The organism is Marinobacter sp. V34 (assembly GCF_055524115.1).
Genome location: NZ_JBUPZY010000007.1, coordinates 39,002 through 59,360 on the forward strand (window position 1 = coordinate 39,002; position 20,359 = coordinate 59,360).

General features: G+C 55.2%; 17 protein-coding genes. 12 read left to right on the forward strand and 5 right to left on the reverse strand.

What is annotated here, in order from left to right:
* Positions 1-57: 57 nt before the first annotated feature.
* The 3 genes from AC0B60_RS12635 (at position 58) to AC0B60_RS12645 (ending at position 4,394) form a co-directional block, all read left to right on the forward strand.
* Positions 58-2,061 (forward strand): HAMP domain-containing methyl-accepting chemotaxis protein, encoded by a 2,004-nt coding sequence (locus AC0B60_RS12635; RefSeq protein WP_465086177.1) that lies wholly within the window; start codon positions 58-60, stop codon positions 2,059-2,061.
* Between the two features lie 106 nt (positions 2,062-2,167).
* On the forward strand, positions 2,168-3,046 hold the full coding sequence (locus AC0B60_RS12640) for a peptidoglycan-binding domain-containing protein (protein ID WP_465086178.1): 879 nt from the start codon (positions 2,168-2,170) through the stop codon (positions 3,044-3,046).
* Positions 3,047-3,170: 124 nt separating this feature from the next.
* Complete coding sequence (locus AC0B60_RS12645) at positions 3,171-4,394, forward strand: MFS transporter (protein WP_465086179.1); 1,224 nt, start codon at positions 3,171-3,173, stop codon at positions 4,392-4,394.
* Here the strand turns inward: AC0B60_RS12645 and AC0B60_RS12650 are convergent.
* Positions 4,378-5,319: a DMT family transporter gene (locus tag AC0B60_RS12650; RefSeq protein WP_465086180.1), complete on the reverse strand. Its 942-nt coding sequence runs from the start codon at positions 5,317-5,319 to the stop codon at positions 4,378-4,380. The two genes, AC0B60_RS12645 and AC0B60_RS12650, sit on opposite strands and share 17 nt — an antisense overlap.
* 165 nt (positions 5,320-5,484) lie before the next feature.
* Here AC0B60_RS12650 and AC0B60_RS12655 point away from each other — a divergent pair, with 165 nt between their 5' ends.
* Both AC0B60_RS12655 and AC0B60_RS12660 read left to right on the forward strand, forming a co-directional pair.
* On the forward strand, positions 5,485-6,117 hold the full coding sequence (locus AC0B60_RS12655) for an NAD(P)H-dependent oxidoreductase (protein ID WP_465086181.1): 633 nt from the start codon (positions 5,485-5,487) through the stop codon (positions 6,115-6,117).
* 86 nt (positions 6,118-6,203) lie between these two features.
* Positions 6,204-7,091 (forward strand): LysR family transcriptional regulator, encoded by an 888-nt coding sequence (locus tag AC0B60_RS12660; RefSeq protein WP_465086182.1) that lies wholly within the window; start codon positions 6,204-6,206, stop codon positions 7,089-7,091.
* Between the two features lie 322 nt (positions 7,092-7,413).
* Here AC0B60_RS12660 and AC0B60_RS12665 read toward each other — a convergent pair whose 3' ends face one another.
* Both AC0B60_RS12665 and AC0B60_RS12670 read right to left on the reverse strand, forming a co-directional pair.
* Complete coding sequence (locus AC0B60_RS12665; RefSeq protein ID WP_465086183.1) at positions 7,414-7,668, reverse strand: YdcH family protein; 255 nt, start codon at positions 7,666-7,668, stop codon at positions 7,414-7,416.
* A 91-nt stretch (positions 7,669-7,759) separates the two neighbouring features.
* Positions 7,760-8,542, reverse strand: a complete 783-nt coding sequence (locus AC0B60_RS12670) for a hypothetical protein (RefSeq protein WP_465086184.1) — start codon at positions 8,540-8,542, stop codon at positions 7,760-7,762.
* A 186-nt stretch (positions 8,543-8,728) separates the two neighbouring features.
* On the opposite strand from AC0B60_RS12670, the gene AC0B60_RS12675 reads away from it, so the two are divergent.
* From AC0B60_RS12675 to AC0B60_RS12690, 4 genes are all read left to right on the forward strand, one after another.
* Positions 8,729-9,697, forward strand: coding sequence for a beta-ketoacyl-ACP synthase III (locus AC0B60_RS12675; protein ID WP_465086185.1), 969 nt, complete (start codon positions 8,729-8,731; stop codon positions 9,695-9,697).
* A 78-nt stretch (positions 9,698-9,775) separates the two neighbouring features.
* The gene (locus AC0B60_RS12680; protein WP_465086186.1) at positions 9,776-11,257 is read left to right on the forward strand and encodes a flavin-containing monooxygenase; all 1,482 of its coding nucleotides are present in this window, start codon (positions 9,776-9,778) and stop codon (positions 11,255-11,257) included.
* Positions 11,258-11,344: 87 nt separating this feature from the next.
* Positions 11,345-12,025, forward strand: coding sequence for a FadR/GntR family transcriptional regulator (locus AC0B60_RS12685; protein WP_465086187.1), 681 nt, complete (start codon positions 11,345-11,347; stop codon positions 12,023-12,025).
* On the forward strand, positions 12,022-13,026 hold the full coding sequence (locus AC0B60_RS12690; RefSeq protein ID WP_465086188.1) for a bile acid:sodium symporter family protein: 1,005 nt from the start codon (positions 12,022-12,024) through the stop codon (positions 13,024-13,026). Before AC0B60_RS12685 ends, AC0B60_RS12690 begins: the two co-directional genes overlap by 4 nt.
* Here AC0B60_RS12690 and AC0B60_RS12695 read toward each other — a convergent pair.
* Complete coding sequence (locus tag AC0B60_RS12695; RefSeq protein WP_465086189.1) at positions 12,997-13,665, reverse strand: J domain-containing protein; 669 nt, start codon at positions 13,663-13,665, stop codon at positions 12,997-12,999. The genes AC0B60_RS12690 and AC0B60_RS12695 overlap by 30 nt on opposite strands.
* 219 nt (positions 13,666-13,884) lie before the next feature.
* On the opposite strand from AC0B60_RS12695, the gene AC0B60_RS12700 reads away from it, so the two are divergent.
* Genes AC0B60_RS12700 through AC0B60_RS12710 form a run of 3 tightly spaced genes read left to right on the forward strand, consistent with a single transcriptional unit; the run spans position 13,885 to position 18,939 of the window.
* A complete protein-coding gene (locus AC0B60_RS12700; protein ID WP_465086190.1) occupies positions 13,885-15,981 on the forward strand; it encodes a TonB-dependent receptor plug domain-containing protein in 2,097 nt (698 codons plus the stop codon).
* A gap of 35 nt (positions 15,982-16,016) precedes the next feature.
* The gene (locus AC0B60_RS12705) at positions 16,017-17,003 is read left to right on the forward strand and encodes an ABC transporter substrate-binding protein (protein ID WP_465086191.1); all 987 of its coding nucleotides are present in this window, start codon (positions 16,017-16,019) and stop codon (positions 17,001-17,003) included.
* Positions 16,996-18,939: an ATP-binding protein gene (locus AC0B60_RS12710; protein WP_465086192.1), complete on the forward strand. Its 1,944-nt coding sequence runs from the start codon at positions 16,996-16,998 to the stop codon at positions 18,937-18,939. The genes AC0B60_RS12705 and AC0B60_RS12710 overlap by 8 nt, the downstream gene beginning before the upstream one ends.
* Positions 18,940-18,981: 42 nt before the next feature.
* Here the strand turns inward: AC0B60_RS12710 and gorA are convergent, their stop codons facing one another.
* On the reverse strand, positions 18,982-20,343 hold the full coding sequence (gorA, locus tag AC0B60_RS12715; RefSeq protein ID WP_465086193.1) for a glutathione-disulfide reductase: 1,362 nt from the start codon (positions 20,341-20,343) through the stop codon (positions 18,982-18,984).
* Positions 20,344-20,359 lie beyond the last annotated feature (16 nt).

Here is a 20,359-nt window from a genome sequence, read left to right on the forward strand (position 1 = left end):
GATTATCCCGGACCAGCCGATAACCGAAAGATCGCGCATGCTTATAGGGGAAGACCAGTGGCTGTAGAAAAATTGGAGTTTATTGAGCGTCGACTAGGTGTTAGCGGAAAACTTCTGATCGCACCTGTTTTCATTCTGCTTTTATTTGCCCTCGTAACCTTTTACAGCATCCGGGAATTTCAGAACCTTGATGCGCGAATGGACACGGTGGCAAGGGATCTGGCGCCGGAAACCGCCGTTGCGACCAGCGTGCTTATCAATCTTTACAACATGAGATTGAGAGTCTTTGACTACTACGCCACTGGAAACGAAGACATTCTGGCTCGCTTTGAGCAACTCGAAACGGATTTTTCCGCGGAGCTGTCGGCTGCGCAGCAGACGATTAAAAGTTCAGACCGCGCGCAATTGGTTGCTGAGATCGAAGAGGCAACGTTGCAGTTCGCAAACGCCTTCAACAACGAACTGGTTCCCGCCAAACAGCGCGTAAAAAATATCATCGCCAATGAACTGGACCAATACGGCCCCACTGCTTCAGAAGCTCTGCGCAGGGCTATTGATGGCGTCACCAATAGAGAGCCTGACAGCCGGTTGCGAGTCGTTCTGGAACAGTTGATCCACGATACGCTCATGATGCGAATGGCCTCCCAGCGCTTCTTTGCCGATGGTAGCGAGTCCTCGGAAACTGCTCTGGGTTATGCCATGGAAGATATTGCCGATGCACTCGAGTTCCTGGATATGGACTCCGTCCCCGATTACGTCAGGCAGTATTTTGATACGGCCATAGAGGCTCTTGGGAAATATCAGGCTTCGGTCAACGAACTGCTGGTTCAGCAAAAGGCGATGATCCGGACAAAAGAAGACAAGCTTGACGTCATGGGGCCAGAAATCACTACCTTGGCACGGGATCTTGAGAAAAAGGTTTTCGCCGCCCTCGAAACGGTGGCTGACGATGCGGAAGCAGAGACCGAGGCCGCACTCAACCTGACTCTCGCCGCTTTTATAGCGTCTGTCGTTCTGGGACTGATAGTTGCGCTGCTGATGAGCCGTATGATGGGCAACAGTGTCAAACGTGCCCGGTCAGAAATTCTGGGTTACCTGGAAAACATAGGAAACAACGAAGGCGACGTGTCTACCCGGCTGACCAAGGGTCGCCCGGACGAAATCGGCGACTTTATCTCAGCGGTAAATTCCTTCCTGGAAACCCTTGAAGACATTATTTCCCGCATTGTTGCTTCATCCAGGCGCCTCAGCACAGAATCCGAGTCGTTGTCTGGTATTACAAACAGCACCACTGCCAATGCCGAGCAACAACGGGATCAGGTGACGCAAGTTTCGGCGGCAATGCAGGAAATGGTCTCCACCTCCGACGAAATCGCGTCGAACACCAGTGACACAGATGAGTCCGCACGTCAGGCAGCCGAGCTGGCGGGTACAGGCCAGGAAACAGTGTCGACCGCGGTTAAATCGGTCACCCGGCTTGCGGAACAGGTCGAGGCAGGTTCAAAGCGCATCCAGCGACTTGAACAGGAGTCCGGGGAGATCGGTAACGTGCTCGACGTTATTCAGGCTATCGCAGAACAAACCAACCTCCTCGCCCTCAATGCCGCCATAGAAGCCGCGCGAGCGGGTGATGCAGGCCGCGGGTTTTCGGTGGTGGCCGACGAGGTCCGTGGTCTCGCCAAGCGGGTTCAGGATTCAACGGTCGATATCGAACGGATCGTCTCGAACCTGCAAAGCGGTGCCGCCGGCGCAGTGGTTGATATGAGCAAGGCAAAACAGATGGCCTCTGAGGCCAGTGAGGAAGCCGGCAAATCTGGCGCTGCCCTGTCAGAAATCATGGCGGCCGTGAACCGGATTGTGGACATGACGACGCAGGTTGCAAGCGCCACCGAGCAACAGCGGGCGACCGCTGCTGAGATGACTCAGAACGTGGAGGCCAGTAGTAGTGCCATCGACAAGCTCACAGATGATATCGCCCACGTTAACCAATCCAGCAATTCACTGGCGGACATGGCGGAAGACCTAAACGGCCTGGTTCGACGCTTTAAAACGTCAAACTAGGACCCTTTTCCGCTTGTGTTAACTGCGTCATGGGCGACATGTTCAATTACTGATACTTTCAATACTCAAACAAAAGCGATACAGCGTATCAGGGAGAGATTCACCCATGAGCCATTCACGTTTTACCAGGGTGCCCGGCTTTCTTGCCTCGTTGACGGTGTCCTTTTGTGCAGTCGCTCAGGCTAATCCTGCCGACACCATCTTTGCTGCTGAAAATGCCCTCTATGGTGCGGGCTATGATATTGGCAAAGCTGATGGGTGGATGGACGACACCCTGCGCTCAGCAATCCGGAAGTATCAATCCGGTCAGGAGGGGTTGCCGGCCACTGGAGACCTGGACCCACAAACGCTGTCCGCCCTGGGAATCACCGGTAAAGATGGCAATGCCGTTACTGGCAACACCGCGCCAAGCCGTGAGAGTGCAATGGCTGACGCAGGAATCAGCAAGCAGCGTTTCGGGTCACCCAGTGCAAAGCAACCCATTGCAGCAGCGCCTGAACCGGAGGTTAAGCCGGAGCCATCGCCGGTATTAACAGAAGCACCAACCTTGGAAGAAGAAGCGGAAATAGCTGAAGCTTCAAAGCCTGAGCCTCAAATCGCCGAAGAACCTGAAAGCGAACCCGTTGCTGTTGCGGCTGTTGAAGAGCCCTCAGCCATTGGAAAGCCTTCAGCCACGGAAAAGCCCCAAACCATTGACGAGCCCTCAATTGTTGAGGAGACATCAACTGTCGAAGAACTCTCCACGATTGATGCAGAGCCTTCCGTGGCACTGAATGTGTCTTCCGAGGCGACCGAAGAGACATCAACGGATGTTGATTATCAATTGCCAGAGAAACCGACAAATCCTGACAACCCAGAAGTTTCGAAGTCATTGCAGCCCACGAACTCGTCTTCAGATAGCATCTCTGAAGCCTCCACAGTCGCGAAAAGCAGTGGCGGTTTTTTCGCCTCGTTATTCGACTTCCTCTTCGGCTGGCTGATTTGATCCGCCAGCTGATCTATCCCTTTTATTAATTGGGACATACGCGTATTCCGAGCTACCTTGGAATAGCTCACACTGGTCCGCCTTGTTTGAAATTTACTGACTTGTAGCCAAGGCCAACCACCCCATGCCCTCTCAATTGCAGGAAGCTCCCTACTCTCCCACCAGGATTACACTGATCATATTCTCACTCGCCATGGGCGGATTTGGGATTGGCACGGGAGAGTTTGCCATCATGGGGCTTATGCCTGGTGTCGCCCTGGACCTGGGCGTTACAGAACCACAGGTTGGCCACTTGATCAGTGTGTACGCACTGGGCGTCGTGGTGGGTGCCCCGATCCTGGCGATTGGCGGGGCCAGGCTTTATCGCCGGCACCTGTTGATTTTGTTGATGTCATTCTACGCGCTGGGAAACATTGCCAGTGCCCTGGCACCGGGGTATGGATCACTTCTGGTGTTCCGGTTTATCGCCGGCCTGCCCCATGGTGCCTATTTCGGCGTTGCTGCCCTGGTCGCCGCCTCACTCGTACCTTTGAACAAACGCGCCAAGGTGGTGAGCCTGGTCATGATGGGGCTCACCCTCGCATTGTTGATCGGAAACCCGCTGGCAACGATTCTTGGCCAACACCTGGATTGGCGGTACGCATTCGGTTTCGTGGGTGCGATTGCAGCCCTTACCGCATTAATGATCGTTCTTTTCCTACCCCTCAACAGGAAAGAGGAACGGCAAAGCCCGTTCTCGGAAATCCGCGCGTTCAATCGCCCGGAGATCTGGTACCCGTTGGCCATCGGTTCTATCGGGTTTGCCGGGATGTTCTGTGTATTCAGTTATATGGCTCCGACACTGCTGGAAGTCACCGGGGTCGATCCCTTCTGGATTCCGATTTCACTGGCCGTCTTTGGGCTTGGCGGATTTGTTGGCAACATCCTGGGAGGATGGCTGTTCGACCGTCTCCAGTTCCGCAGCGTCGGCTGGATGTTGTTGTGGAGCATCGGCATGCTGCTGCTGTATCCCTACGCCACGGGAACCATCTGGACCATGCTGGTTATGTGCTTCCTGGTGGCCTTGATGGTGGGCCTTGGGCCCGCGCTGCAAACCCACCTAATGGATGTGGCACACGGTGCCCAGACACTGGCCGCCGCCTCTCACCACGCGGCTTTCAACGTGGCCAATGCGCTCGGGCCATGGCTGGGCGGGATGGCGATCAGTGCCGGCCTGGGATGGCAGTCAACGGGGTATGTCGGTGCCACAACGGCCGTCGCTGGCCTCGTCATATTCCTGTTGGCCTGGCGTCACCAATCCGCCGCCGAGGGTATCGACAACAACGTTGCGTTTAGCCAGGATCGCTAATGGCGTTGCAGTTTTCGCGTTCACGGGTGGTACCGTTTGCCAATACAACACCTATCAAGAGCAAAACCACCCCACCCCAGACAGCCCAGCCATAGGACTCGCCAAAAATCACCATCCCGAACAACAAGCCGGCCGGCGTAATCACGAACCCCAGTTGGCTAAGGAAGGTTGGCGATGTCCGCTTCTGTAAGTGAAAGAATCCGCGATAGCTGATGGCGGTCAGGACGGACTGGACAATCACGATAGTCCAGAGATCCGTCCCGCTAAAGAGCAGTGAATGCGCTCTTCCTGATACCGCAACCACCAGGAGAATCAGCACGGCTCCCGCCAGGAGCATGCCGGGAGCCAACTGCTGTGGAGTGGCCCCTTTCGGCCAATGAGATGTGCGATACACATTGCCAACAGCGAGGGATAGCGGAACCACCATACCCAACATGAGCCATGGCAATGAGTCCGGGTTTATGCGCGCCGGGTTAGGCGACAGGATCCAGACACAACCGGCAACGCCCAGACTAAGTCCAACGGACCTTTTCTTGCTCAGTGCTTCCATGCCCAGAATGACAGAAATCGCGTAGGTAGCAAGGGATGGCAATGCGTAAAGAGTCGCTGTCAGGCCGGCCCCAATATTCGCGACAACGATAAAGGCCAGAGCATTGGGAACCGCAATGGCGGTCAGTCCACTAATGCAAAAATATCGCAGCAACGCCCCATCAAATCGAACCGGAGAACCCCGGCCACGACAGAGAACCAGTAGGATGCCGCCACCCAGGGCTTGCCAGAACGCATATGCCAGCGGTGTCATGCCGATATCCATGGCAGCCCTGGACAGTGGTAGCATCAGGGCAATCAGCACGCCAACGCCCAATAACAGGAGAATGGATGTTAGGTCGGGCTGATAGGATGCGGTACCCGCACGTTGTTTCATGGTGATTCCTCCGTCAGTTTCGAATCCTATCATCCCGGCGCAGCGACTGCGGATCACCACACGTTTCGTGAAAACTGCTTTACCAATTTGCGCATCGATTCCCCGATACTCATCGTTTAGTGTCGACAGTCAACCAACCACCCAAACCGACAAAGGAAGACTGTAATGGATTTTCTCGAAGCCCTGGAATGGCGTTACGCCACGAAACGCATGAATGGCAAATCTCTGCCGGAAGACACCCTGAAGCGGATTCTCGAAGCCACGCGGTTGGCGCCGTCCTCCTATGGTTTGCAGCCCTACACCATCAAGGTCATCAGCGACCGTTCGCTGCTTGAACGCATCCACACAGACGCCGCACAGCAACCGCAGGTCAGGGAATGCTCACACCTGCTGGTGTTTGCCACCAAGACGGATCTGGATGACTCAACGGTTGATCGCTACATGGAACTGACGGCAACGGAGAGAGGCGTTGCCGTTGGGGATCTGAATGGTTTCGCTGAGGCTATCAAGGGCACCATCAATGGCTTGGAAACGGCAGCCGACAAACAGGCCTGGGCTGCAAAACAGGCATACATTGCTCTGGGTTTTACCCTAGCAGCCGCTGCTATCGAGCGTGTCGACGCATCACCGATGGAAGGGTTTAACCCAGCCGCCCTTGATCACACCCTCGGTTTGAACGAGGAAAACCTGAGCAGTGTGGTTATTGCTGCATTGGGGTACCGGGACACCGCGGAGGACCGGATGGCTAACATGCCCAAGGTACGCAAGCCTCTGTCTCAATTGATTCAAGCGGTCTGACCGGCCGACACGGTAGAATTCAGCCACACCCCGGCGCTTGTCTGTATAATTCCCCCATCGATCACGATCTGATGTGGAGCGCCGGCATGGACCGCCTCAAGGGTGTGGAGTATTTCAAGCGAATCTACGAACTGGGCTCGTTCACGGCTGCAGCCGACGAGTTCCAGTGCTCGAATGCGGTTATTTCCAAGTACGTCCGGTTCCTCGAGTCCTGGACGGGCTCGAAACTGATTAACCGTAATACCCGTATGATCAGCTTTACGGACGAAGGCGAGCGATTCTACACGTATTGCCTTTCCATCAATGAGCAGACCAGCGAAATGCTCGATTCCGTTGCTGATACTGGCGACCTGTCGGGCGAGCTGGTTGTTGCCAGCCCGGTTTCTCTGTCTATCAAAGTGCTCAGCCCGTTAATTCTCCAGTTCAAGAAGGAAAACCCGTCGTTGTCCCTTCGTCTACAGATGAGCGACCAACTCACCGATCTGGTTGGAAGCGGCGTGGATGTTGCCATTCGGGGGATAGAGGCACCGGAAGACTCATCGCTTGTCGCAATGCGGTTGGGGTCGCTCGATCGTATTCTGGTGGCGTCACCAAGTTATCTGGCCGAGGCAGGTGTGCCTGCCACGCTCGATGATCTGCCAGCCCATCAATGCCTCGTATACAGCATGAGCTCAGATGCGAAACGATGGGAGTTCCTGCTCTCGACTGGTTCGGGCCAGACAAAATCTGTCAGCGTCGCCGGTCCGCTGGTTGCGGACAACTCAATGATGTTAATCGAGGCGGTAAAAGAGGGGTTGGGCATCGCAATGGTGCCTCGCGACTATGTGGCCGCGGAGCTTGGAGCCGGCACGCTTCAGCATTTAAAGCTTGGCGCGGAGCCGGTACCCCGCTCGATCTACGCAATGTATTCGGATCGGCGGTACCTGCCAAGGCGTGCCAGGGAGTTCATCCAGTTTCTAAGGATGTCTCTATAGTCATCTGTTTTATAACAGATCAGAACTTCCAGAACGGCGTGTCAAGGCGCTGTGCAACAAGCTCAGGTGGGTAACCAACGTCCTTCAGAAGGCGAGGTTCCATGGTCAGGACCAGGTGGAGGAAGTTACGCTTCATTCTCCACCCTTTGTACAGTGATGCGGCTCTTTTCATTTCAATCATCCATTTATCGATAACAACAAAGGGGTAAACCGTAACCGGTTTTAAGTAGTTACCTATTTTATGGATGATTCCTGTCCGGCCCCATACTTGGAAACCACTACGAGGCCTCCTTTCGGGTCCTGCGAGCCTAGCAACTTGTACCTATGTCGCGCCGTTCGATCTCTTTACGAGTGTTTTATAAAGGTCATCCTTCAGTTGCAGACGGTGTTGTTTCATCTGGTGTAGCTGGTCATCTCCGATCGGGGCATCCCTGCGCTCCAGGCCTTCGATTTCCTGGTCCAGCTCTGCGTACTGCCGGAAATGATGCTGGAACGTCGGGTCGTTCTTTTTCAGTTCATCGATCAATTCGCCGAATTGGGGAAATTCGTTATGAAGTTCGTGGTTGGAAATACCCATTACCTCGTCTCCTTCTTTTCGCAGAGTGGTTAATCAGGATGCCATTCATCATCGGGAGTTGTGAACCGTTAAAACGTTATATAGCAGCTCCCTATAAATCCGAATCCAGCCGTTCCAATCCGAGGGAAGCTTTAAACTCACGATACTCGTCACGGTAGACAATAGCGCCGAGAGCCATTGCAGCCTTGGTGGCCATGCGGTCGAAGCTATCCCGGATCAGTCGGGGTATCCTGGCTTTCGGTCTTACGCTGGCCGTTTCAATCAGCACGGCGCCCATCACGAGCAATGCATCAATTCGACGGTTGTCACGGTCGCCATCCATTATCTGGCGGGCGACCGATTGCGCGTCATCCAGTATCACCTTCTCGTCGTCGTTCAGCGTAGCGCCGTCGAATGCCATAAAGCTCTGATAGCGCCGTGCCCGCTTCAGCATGAAGGCCTCACGCACAGCCGGGTCCGACTCGCCGGACACCGGCTTGGTGTTGAGAAGTCCGTGGAGCCGAAAATCCACCTCCCCTGCTTCACGTTTTTTCTCGAAGACGTGCTTTATGTCAGCTCTGGCTATATCGGATGTGGATTCCATGGCCTCGGCGATCACGGCATCGAATGTTGTTTTCTCGACCACGTCCAGCACACGCCTTATGGTATGGATAGACTTCATAAGTTCCGGCCACAGGCGGGGGTCCGCCTGGCCCGGTTCGTCCGGCATCCTGGTCTCGAGGGCCCGCGCGCAGAAGAACGCCTTTTCCACGTCGCGAATCGCAATGCCCGGTTCGTTCGCGATCCATTTGACGCCATAGTCATTGAGGTCTTCAATCAGGCTTGAGGTGAGAATAAGCAGGTAATACTTCATACCGAGGGGAAGGTCTGTCATCAGCAGCACTCCTTCACAACACGAGTTCCTGTCTACAGGTATAGCTGACTAGAGCCTGAGTACCAGCTTTTCCTGGGCGAATCCGGCTCATCTTTGACAAAACGCTAATAGCTGGGGACGATCAATAGGGTATAGGATGATTGAAAGAATCTGAGTATTGATCCGTTCACCTGAGGAAGCTAGCACATGACGTACGCGCGAATTGTCGGCACGGGCTCCTATCTGCCCGAGAATGTCATGACAAACGAAGACATGGAGAAAATCGTCGACACCAGCGACCAGTGGATTCGTGAGCGTACCGGCATTGAACAGCGACACATCGCCGTAGAAGGCGAAACCACCGTCGATCTGGCTGAAAAGGCATCCCGCCGGGCCATTGAAGCCGCCGGCCTTCAGCCCGCTGACATCGACCTGATTGTTTTTGCCACTTCCACCCCTGACAAGATCTTTCCCAGCTCGGCGTGCATTCTACAGGCGCGGCTCGATATCCATGGCTGCCCCGCTTTCGATATACAGGCCGTTTGCAGCGGCTTCGTCTACGCGTTATCAGTCGCTGACAAGTTCATCAAAACCGGAAGCAGCAAGAAGGTTCTGGTGGTCGGCGCGGAGCTGTTCTCCCGCATTCTGGACTGGGAAGACCGAGGTACCTGCGTGCTGTTCGGTGACGGTGCCGGTGCGGTGGTGCTGGAAGCCAATGAGGAAACCGGCATCCTGTCGACCCACATCCATGCTGACGGCAAATACGAAGACCTGCTCCACGTTCCCTTTGGTATTGGCGATGGTTTCGACCAGGTGCGGGCCGGCAAGGGCCATGTTCACATGAAGGGCAATGAAGTCTTCAAGATCGCCGTGAACACCTTGGGTAGGATTGTGGACGAAACCCTGGAAGCCAACCAGATGAAGAAGTCCGATGTGGACTGGCTGGTACCGCACCAGGCGAATTTAAGAATTATCGCGGCGACCGCTCGCAAACTTAGCATGTCCATGGATCAGGTCGTGGTGACCGTCAACAAGCACGGCAACACCTCCGCGGCTTCGATTCCGCTGGCACTGGACGTTGCCGTTCGCGACGGTCGCATCCAGAAAAATGAGGTGCTGCTGCTGGAAGCCTTCGGCGGTGGGTTTACATGGGGTTCTGCGTTAATCCGATTCTAACCACCTACCGCAATTTACGTCTGACGTATACTCTACCCGGTATCCGAATTCCCACAATAACGTCAAAGGGAAGATTCCGTGAACGAGAGTGTCCGCAGTACCACGCCGTCAATCATCATTATCGGCACAGGCTTTGGCGGCTTGTGCATGGCCATCCAGCTCCGCAACGCCGGAATAGAAACCTTTACCCTATTGGAAAAGGCATCTGGGGTTGGGGGCACCTGGCGGGACAACACATACCCCGGTGCGGCCTGTGATGTTCAGTCTCACTTGTATTCCTTTTCCTTCGAGCCCAAACACGACTGGTCAAGAAAGTTCGGGTTGCAGCCCGAAATTCTTGGCTATATGCAACACTGCGTTGAGAAGTACAGCTTGACGGAGCATATTCGGTTTAATAAGGAAGTCGCCAGCGCAGTTTTCGACGAAGCCACCAACACCTGGACAATCACCACCACTGACGGAGAATCCCTGACTGCCGATGTCATTGTTACCGCCACCGGCCAGTTGAATCAGCCTGCCTGGCCGAACCTCCCCGGGATGGATACCTTTGCAGGCAAGATGTTTCATTCCGCCCGTTGGGACCATAGCCATGACCTGACCGGCAAAACCGTTGGCGTTATTGGCACCGGCGCCAGTGCCATTCAGTTCGTGCCGGAAATCGTGTCAAAGGTGAAGGCTCTCAGCCTTTTCCAGCGTTCCGCAGCGTGGGTACTTCCGAAGCCGGACCGACCGTTCTTTAAATGGGAACAGGCACTTTTCCTTAACTTTCCGATTTGGGACCGCATCTATCGCTCCCTGATCTATTGGAAAAATGAAAGCCGCGCCCTTGCCTTCACCCGTTTTAGTAGCTTGCTCGAGCTTTTTGCCTGGCAAGCAAAGCGCTTTGCCAAACACCAGGTTCGCGATAGCGAGAAGTTCAGGCATCTGATTCCGGACTACAAGATCGGTTGCAAACGAATACTGATTTCCAACGATTGGTACTCAGCCGTTGATCAGTCTCACGTCGAACTCGTCACCACAGGTATTGAGCGCGTCGTAGAGGACGGCGTGATTACCACCGACGGCGCTCTGCATAGGTTAGACACGATCATCCTGGGAACCGGATTTGCAGCGTCGGAATTCCTGTCACCGATGAGCATCACCGGCCGCGACGGCGTGTCGCTCAACCAGGCTTGGGCTAATGGATCGGAGGCGTATAAAGGCATTACAGTTTCCGGGTTCCCCAACCTTTTCATGCTCTACGGCCCCAACACAAACCTTGCCCACAACAGCATTGTGTACATGCTGGAGTCCCAGGTTCGGTATGTGCTCGGTTGCATCGATACATTAAACGCAACCCCCGGCACCGCTATGGATGTTAAACCCGAGCGGCTTCGAGCATTCTCTGAAGACGTTCAGAAACGGCTCAAGGACAGCGTTTGGGAATCTGGTTGCCACTCCTGGTACCTGGACAGCAATGGCAAAAACACCGTGAATTGGTCCGGCTTTACCTTCACCTACCGCAATGTCACGCGCGAGGTGAATCCCGACGACTACGAGTTCCTGAACCCTCCAGCTTAGCCTTTTCCGTTTTATCAAAACTCAACAGTTTGACAGTACGACTGTATTCATAGGATGATTGGGTCATCATTTTTCAGGATCTTAAACATGCACCTCGCCAGAATCTCCAAAGGCTCTCTCGTCGAAACCGCCATAGAAAGTCTGCGCCAGGCCATTGAGAAAGGTCACTGGGCAATTGGCGAGCGCCTGCCCGTTGAAGCGCAACTGTCGGAATCCCTCGGCGTAAGCCGTAACACCGTTCGTGAAGCTGTCAGAGTACTGGTGCATGTCGGCATGCTGGAAACCCGCCAGGGGGATGGCACCTACGTGCGTGCGACAAAGGACGCTGGAGAAACCCTGCGAAGGGTCAGCCGTGCTCAATTAAGAGACAAACTTGAAGTACGGATCATGCTGGAAACCGAGGCTGCGAAGCTAGCAGCGGAGCGCCGAGACACAAAGGATCTGGAAAGAATGACACTCGCCCTCGATGAAAGGGCAAAGGCCGGTGACGACATAGAAAGCCGAATCCACCACGATCACACGTTTCACGCAGCTCTGGTCGCAGCTTCACACAACCCTGCCCTGTCGGAGCTGTACGACTATTTTGCCCATGCGGTGACGCAAACCATTGAACTGACCGAACTCGATTCAGAGCTTCCAGAACCCTCCCAGGAAGATCATGAACTGCTCCTTGCGGCGATTCGACGGCAGGACTCCGTGAAGGCAGAAGCTCTGTCGAGAGCCCTGCTCCAGCCGAGCCTTAAAGCCCTGGGGGGGAAGCGCACATGAAACTCAGGCTCGATACCTTCACGCTATTACTTATGGGCGCTATTGCCCTTGCCACGTTCCTACCGGTGCGTGGTGATGCCGCCGACGCCCTGGCAACTGCTGGCACCGTGGCTGTGGCGCTCCTGTTCTTCCTTCATGGCGCGGCACTTTCACGTGAACAAATCGTAGCCGGTGCCACCCATTGGCGCCTACACATCATCATTACCGCTTTCACCTTCGTTTTCTTTCCCCTGGTGGCGTTACCCATTAATGAAATCAGTCGCTTTGCGCCTCAGTGGATGCCAGCGGACCTGGGATTGGGGTTCCTGTATCTGGGGGTGCTGCCGTCGGCCGTCTCTTCCTCGATTGCCTATACGGCCATGGCAAAAGGCAACGTGCCCGCCGCTATCTGCAGCGCCGCTGCTTCCAATGTGTTTGGCATGATGTTGACACCATTCCTGCTGTTGCTACTGGTGAGCACGTCGGGCGACGGCGGCTTTTCGGTGGCCGAGGCGCTCAAAGACATCGTGCTACAGCTGCTTCTGCCGTTTGCGGTCGGGCACGGCTTGCGTCCATTGCTGGGAGGCTTCCTGGCTCGGAATGAAACGCTCACCTCCCGCTATGACCAGTGCGTGATCTGGCTGATCGTGTATTCCGCTTTTTCCCATTCAGTTGCGAGCGGCCTGTGGCAGAATCTGCCGTTGAAGGCGATTCTACTGGCCATTTTGCTGTGCTTCGCGCTGCTGGGGTTCTTTATGGTGCTGGCGATGTTTGTGGTTCGCCGGTTTGGATTCAGTCTGGAGGACGAGGCCGCTGTGGTGTTCTGCGGCTCAAAGAAAAGCCTGGCATCCGGTTTGCCCATGGCCAAGGTTCTGTTTTCCGGGCATCCCGGATTTGGCATGATCGTGCTGCCGATCATGTGCTACAACCAGATTCAGGTCATTGTGGGAGCCATGCTGGCTCAGGCGTATCGCCGCAGGATTGAGGCCGCGTCAGCCGCCGCCCCCCATGCCACTAAATAGGGTCGCCAGTACAGCCAGACCGACAATCCAGCCTATTACCGCTGGCCAGAAGTTAACCATCTGGGGCGGCAGCTCTTCCTGGGGCTGCTGATCACTCGCTGACTTATCCGACTCGATGTCCTCGTCAACGTCGTGCTCATGTGCATCCCGCAGGCTATACCAATCGAACCATCCTGCCAGAAACTGCACAACGGGCGACGGGAAACTGCCGTTTTCCGCCATCGGCCGTACCTGAGGCTCCAGCGCGTCGGCGATTTCCCTGCGAACATGAGGCTGATCCGCAGGGGGCTCGCCGAGAATGGCTTTCCAGATCTGCGCGTCGTTACTGCGACTGGAATCGTTCAACAGGGCTCGGACCTGGATCACAACCTCCCGTACCACCTGCCGTTCCGAGGCATCCAATCCCTCAGCCTCCCCGGCTGTCGCGGGGGCAACAGCAACCTGAGGCTCCTGCCCTTCAATGCTGGCATCAGATGGACCGTTATCAGCTTGCGGTTCACCGCCCGTTGCCTCCTTGAACGCCTGCCGCAGCCGTTCAAGTTCCTCACCGGAGGCGAACTTTTCCTGCTGCTCGTAGGCAGCCCTGATACGGGCATGATCACCGGTGGGCTCGATACCCAATACTTCCCAACAATTCATAGAGTTGTAACTCATTCATCAGACTTTCATTAAATTTTAGAGAGACAAATGTAATCTGGTCACCTAGGATAAGAAAAAATGTTGACCATAAAAAAAATCCCACACTCGGCAAAGTATAAAACGACACTCATGTCCGTTACGACCTATCTCATTAAAATTCCTGCGCTTGCACGCTCGTATAACGGTCTCCGTCGCGTGGTTCCGGCGATATTCGCGGGCATGTTTATAGCCGCTGGCCCAGCAGGCGCTGCAGAGGGTGACGATGAATCCTTCGAACTCGCGGCACTGGGCGACTCATCGGAAAGCTATGATATGGGGTCCCCAATTCCCGAGGTGCTGACAACCACCCGGCTAAGGCAACCGAAGTCGCGGGTGCCAGGCACAACCACCATTATTACCGGCGAAATGATCCGTGACCTTGGCATTATGAACCTGGTAGAGGTTTTCCGCCTGGTGCCCGGCATGACCGTCGCAGAGGTCGGCAGTAATAATCCGGTGACCAGCTATCACGGCACTGTACATTATGAGCAGCGCCGATTGCAGGTACAGGTGGATGGCCGCACCTCCTACCGCCCTAACCTTTCGGATATGGACTGGAATACCATGCCGGTTCCCCTGGAACTGATTGAGCGTATTGAAGTCAGCCGTGGTCCGAACAGCGCGGCCTATGGGATCAATGCTTTTCTCGGTTCCATCAATATCATTACCCGCTCCCCCGAAGATACCGCCGGCTTTGAAGCACGCGCCATTACCGGCTCCAGAGGCTATAAAAGAATATTTGGTTCTGCAGGCAATTCAAGTGGTGACTATAACTGGCGCCTGGCATATGAGAAACGCAAGTCAGACGGGTTTGACGAGCAGGAAGACGACGACGTTTACTACCCATTCCACAACGGCTACGACGTCAACACCTTCACCTACGACAGCACGCTTTCCCTGAGCAGCAACTACAGCCTGGATTTACGTGCCGGCGTAGTGGATGGCATTGATGAAGAGGATAAGATCAAGAATGGAAAGCTCGGCGCCAACGATCATCCGGACATTATCGTTGACGACTTTTATCTGCAAACGCGCCTGAACATCCACACCTCTGAAAATCACTTCTACCATGTCCAGACCAGCTTCCAGAACTATGATCACCGCCAGCGTTGGAGCATCTGTATTCCCAGGGATACCTTTGGCGACATTATCCAGGGCAACAGCGTCGAACTGGACCCCTGCACAGCCAACGAAGTCGACCCATTCCGGGCCGATCTGAATGAAGATATTGAGGAATCCCGCCTGGAGTTCGAAATCCAGGATACCCTGTTGTTCAACCCGGAACTTAAGCTCGTATCGGGTCTTGGTTACCGCAAGGATACCTATCGATCTGTAACCTATTTCAATGGCCGCGGTAACAACTACCAGTCACAGGTTTTTGCGAACCTTGAGTACTCGCCTTTACGCTGGCTTACCTTGAACGCCGGCGGCTATTGGGAAAAAACCACCACCACGGACGAAGGCTACTTTTCACCCCGGGTGGCCGCCAACTTCATCCTGGCCAACAACCACACGCTCCGATTCGTCTACTCCCAGGCAGTACGCACACCGGATGCGTTCGAACAGAATCCGGACTGGTCCTATCGTCCCAGAAACGTTCAGCCTCCGTACGCCTTTCTTGAAGGGCAACGGTTCCTGGTCGCCAACCTGGTCGACCCCGCCACGTCGACGTATGGCAAAACACTTGAAGAAGAGCGCATAATTTCCCGGGAAATAAGCTATTTTGGTCAGTATTATCTAGACAGCTCCACCTTATCACTGGAAGTTCGCTATTTTAACGACAAGCTTCGGGACATGATCAGCGGCGTCATCAACGAAGAAGACTGGACCATCGACAACAATGTCGCGCTTGACCAAAAGGGCTTTGAAGTCGAGGCGTCACTGGATTTTCCCGGTACAAAGCTGAGGATGAGCTATGCTTATTTGGATCAGGACGGTCGCTATACCGGCGCCAATGATCGCGATGCCGGTGACAAACGATACGCGGTTGACCTGCTGGGGCGGTTGTCGGTCAGACATTCAGGAAGTTTTGCGTGGATACAGGATCTGCCTTTAAACCTGACCTCATCGGCGGCATTCTATTTTGCGGATGAGTTCCGGCGCTCACATTTCGAGCGTCTGGACCTGAGGCTGGCAAGGCACATTTTTAAAACCGGCTACAGCTATGAGTTTGCCGTTACCATGCAACACTACCTGAACCGAGAGGTGGATCTGAGCCCCGACAACGTCATCAAAGACCATAACCAGTTCTTCGCTGAAGCCGGCGTAAGATTCTAAAGGTACCACACGGACGATACCCGACCCTGGACGGTATGAAACCAACGTACAACATCAAAGTGGGGAATGAACCAGGCGGCCATGCCAGTCGGCGCGCCCTGGCCAGTGCCGTACTGTTGCTGCTTTTTGTATTGTCCGTGCCTTTTCAGACTGTTTACGCTCAATCCTCTGCGGGTTCCCAGGTGTATCTGGCTGGTTCCGAGAACTCCGCTCTGAACCGCCGTATGCGTTCTCTTCTTGAAGATGCGCTGGGCAGCACTGCTAACATTCGCTCCTTCAGTAGCGGTCAGACGTCGCAGGACAGTACCACACCAGTGATCACGCTCGGACCAGAAGCCTTTACACGAGTCCGGCAGGAGAACCGTGATGTGCCCATCCTGGCTTTACTGGTGGATCAATCGTTCATCAGCGGATACGCAGAGCGCTCTGAGGGTTCGGTTTCCGGCATACTGTACAACCCCCCTTTAGTCAGACAGGCCGTCGCTGGGCGGGTGATCCTGCCTCATGCGACCCGGGTGGCGATGCTTGCCCGGCCCGAGACTGTCGAACTTTACGAGCCCCTGGTCGACAAACTGCCAACGTATGGGCTCCAGGCGCGGGTATTTGTCGTCAGCTCCGACGACGATCTGATTCCAACGCTCATTCATGCGCTGAACTACGGTGACTTTATTCTGGCTGCACCGGATAGCGGCATATACAACCCCCGAACCATCAAGCATATCCTGCTGACCGCCTACCGCCGTAACCGCATCGTCATCGGCCCGAGTCAGGCTTATGTCAAGGCCGGATCGCTGGCGTCTACTTATACACCTTTGGCCGAAATTGCCAAACTGGCAGCGGAATATACAAAACAGTACCGCCTTGATGGCCAGTTCCCCCCGCCCGCCTATCCAGACGTGTTCAGAATTGAGCTCAACGGGCAGGTCGCGCGTTCCCTGAACATTCCGCTGCCCGACCGTCAGGAGATCATCAACTCTGTTAAAGAGCGGCTCGCCGGTTCCGAGGAGGCGTCTGATGAGTAAGCGTATGGGCAGGCCAGTCTCCCTCACGCGGAAGCTGTTGCTACTGGGGGCCGCACCAGCGATTGTGATGTTCGTTGTGTTGATGGTGTTCTTTACGTCTGCCCGGCTCGACGACGCCCGCAAGGACCTGGCTGACAGCAGCCAGATGCTCGCTGACAGCCTCGCACCAGCGGTTGAGTACGCCGTTGTTTCAGGAAACGCGGCGTCCCTTGAGCAGATACTGTCGCAATCACTGCGGCGAAGCCGAGCCCAATGGATACGTGTCTCTAACGTGGTGGGCGACGAGGTTGGGTTTGTCTCCACGGACGACCCTGGCAATATCCGTGCTGAGGAAACCTTCGACGTTTTCGAAGCAGAGATACTGCAACAACCGCTAGATCTGGGTGAAGACCGCCAGACCGAATGGTTCGAACCGAACTACGGGTTCGGGTCAGGAGCGCTTCGTGTCGGTACTGTTCAGGTGGGTGTCAACAAAGCCCAACTCGCTGCACGCCGACAGGACATTCTTTGGACCTCACTGGCTGTTGGATTTTCGCTTCTGTTGTTCACGCTAATAATCGTCAATCACTCGTTGAACAGCATTGTCTCACCGATCCATGGCCTATCCCGTCGGGTTGCAAAACTGACCAATCGGGAATATGAGGAAGTTGAGGTCGGCCTTGCCGGCGCTACCCGGGAAACCCGGGAACTGGAGGAAAGTCTCAATGCTCTCTCCAGGCATCTGAGGAACCTGAAGACATCCAGGGATGAAACCCTGGCCTCCTCTGAGAAAGCCCGAGAACGCGCGGAAATGGCAAATCGAGCCAAATCCGAATTCCTTGCCACCATGAGCCATGAGTTACGGACACCGCTCAATGGTGTTCTGGGGATGATCGAACTCGTGACCGATGAAACCCTGAGTGCTCGGCAGAAGGACTATCTCCAGACGGCGCGGCAGTCCACTGAAGACTTGCTGACGGTCATCAATGACATCCTCGACTATTCCCATATTGATCGGGGTACGTTGGAGCTGGATAACCGCGAGTTTGACCTGAAAGAACTGATCACCAATTGTACCGCAAGCTACCGTCATATTGCCGAGCAGCAGGGTTTGGCACTGTCCACCAAGTTTATGGGAGACTGGCCGGATCGTCTGCTTGTGCTGGGAGACGCCCCACGCCTGCGCCAGATCCTGGCGGGCCTTATCGATAATGCCATCAAATTCACAGGCGACGGCTTCATCAAAGTACAGGCTGGCTTTGTCTCTCTTGAGGAGAACTGCCTGGTTCTCAACTGCACCGTCAGCGATTCCGGCTGCGGCATTCCCGTCGAGCGGATTCACGACATCTTTAACTCGTTTGAGCAACTCGATACGGGTGATTCACGCAGTTATGGTGGAACCGGCATGGGGCTTTCACTGGTCCAGAGGCTGGTTGAGCTGATGGGTGGCCACGTCAAAGTGGAAACCGACATTGGAAAAGGGTCGCAGTTCCTCTTCGAGCTGCCCTTTGAACTGGCAACCCGGGTCGATCATGTTGAGCCGGCGGAACAGGGCCCCATCAAGACCGGCAGTGAGCAAGCCCGTGCCCTTGTGGTGGAAGACAACATGGTGAACCAGAGGGTCGCCACCGCTCTGCTCCGACGGCTGGGCTTTGAAACAGACGCTGCTGACAATGGTGAGGAGGCACTGCGACTGGTCCAGACCAACCACTCAGGCTACGACGTTATCCTGATGGACTGCCAGATGCCAGTAATGGACGGCTATGAAACCACCCGCTGTATCCGGGAATGGGAAAAGAGCAATGGCCAGGGCGGAACCCCAATTATCGCTCTGACAGCGGACGCCCTCCCAGGAACTGAGAGCAGCTGTCGAGAGGCAGGCATGAACGATTACCTGGCTAAGCCTGTGAGAAAAGAGAACCTGAGAGCGGTACTCAGCCGCTGGATACGGGTGTAGCCAGCGGCCCACAGTAAGACACGAATGGTGAGGCGGGAGCGCTTACGCTACGGGCTCACGCATGGTGACAAACTCTTCGGCGGAGGTCGGATGGATACCAATGGTGCTGTCAAATTGCGCTTTGGTCGCGCCAGCCTTCAGGGCAACCGCTATCCCCTGGGTAATTTCCCCGGCATCGGGGCCGACCATATGAGCGCCCAGCACCCGGTCTGTGTCAGCGTCCACCACCAGTTTCATCAGTGACCGCTCATCCCGACCACTCAATGTATGTTTCATCGGCTTGAACTCCGACCGGTAGATACGGAGCTTATGCCCGGCTTCCCTTGCCTCAGCTTCCGTCAGGCCGACCGTTCCGATATTGGGCTGGCAGAATACCGCTGTCGGAATGCAGGTATAGTCCATCTCGCCCTGGCCATCTCCGAACAGTCGGCGGGAAAGCACCATGCCCTGGGCAAGCGCCACCGGCGTCAGTTGGGGTGTGCCAATCACGTCGCCCAAGGCTGTAATGGAGGGTGCGGCGGTCTGGAAATGATCGTCCACAACCACATGGCCGGAAGCGCTGAGCTGGACTCCCAGCGCCTCAAGCCCGAGACCATCCACCAATGCACGGCGCCCCGTAGCTGCCATCACGAGGCCGGTATTCAGTCGCGTTCCATCGGTCAGGTTAACGTTGTAATGGGTATCCTCGCTCTCAATGGATTCAATATTAACGCCAAAACGCAGGTTCACGCCCTTCTTGCGTATTTCCGCAGCGGTAAACTCTCGGACGTCGTCATCGAAGCCGCGAAGGAACAGGTCACCGCGATAGAGAAGCGTTGTCTCAACGCCAAGCCCCGCAAGAATACCGGCGAACTCCACCGCAATGTAGCCGCCGCCCCAGACAACTGCCTGCCTCGGCAGTTGCGGTAGGTAAAACATTTCGTTTGAGGTAAGTACACATTCCTTGCCGGGCACATCCGGGACCACTGGCCAACTGCCGGTAGCGATAGTGATATGCTTTGCTGTATAGGACCGCTCTCCCACCAACACGGTGTTAGCATCAGTCAGTGTCGCGGTACCTTCTATAACCGTAACGCCGGCGTTGGCAAGCATACGCCCGTAGATTCCGTTAAGCCTTTCGATTTCGGCGTTCTTGTTGGCAACCAATCTGGTCCAGTCAAAACTGACCTGCTCGCCCGGCACGCTCCAGCCATAGCCTGCAGCGTCCTCAATATCCTCTCCAGCATGGGAACCGTAGACAAACAGTTTCTTGGGAACGCAGCCCACGTTAACGCATGTCCCACCCAGATAGCGCGATTCCACCACGGCCACACGGGCGCCCTTGGCTGCTGACATACGTGCCAGCCTCACACCGCCGGAACCGGCACCCACAACAATCAGATCAAAATCCTGTCTGTCAGACACAGCGTCTCCTGTCGTT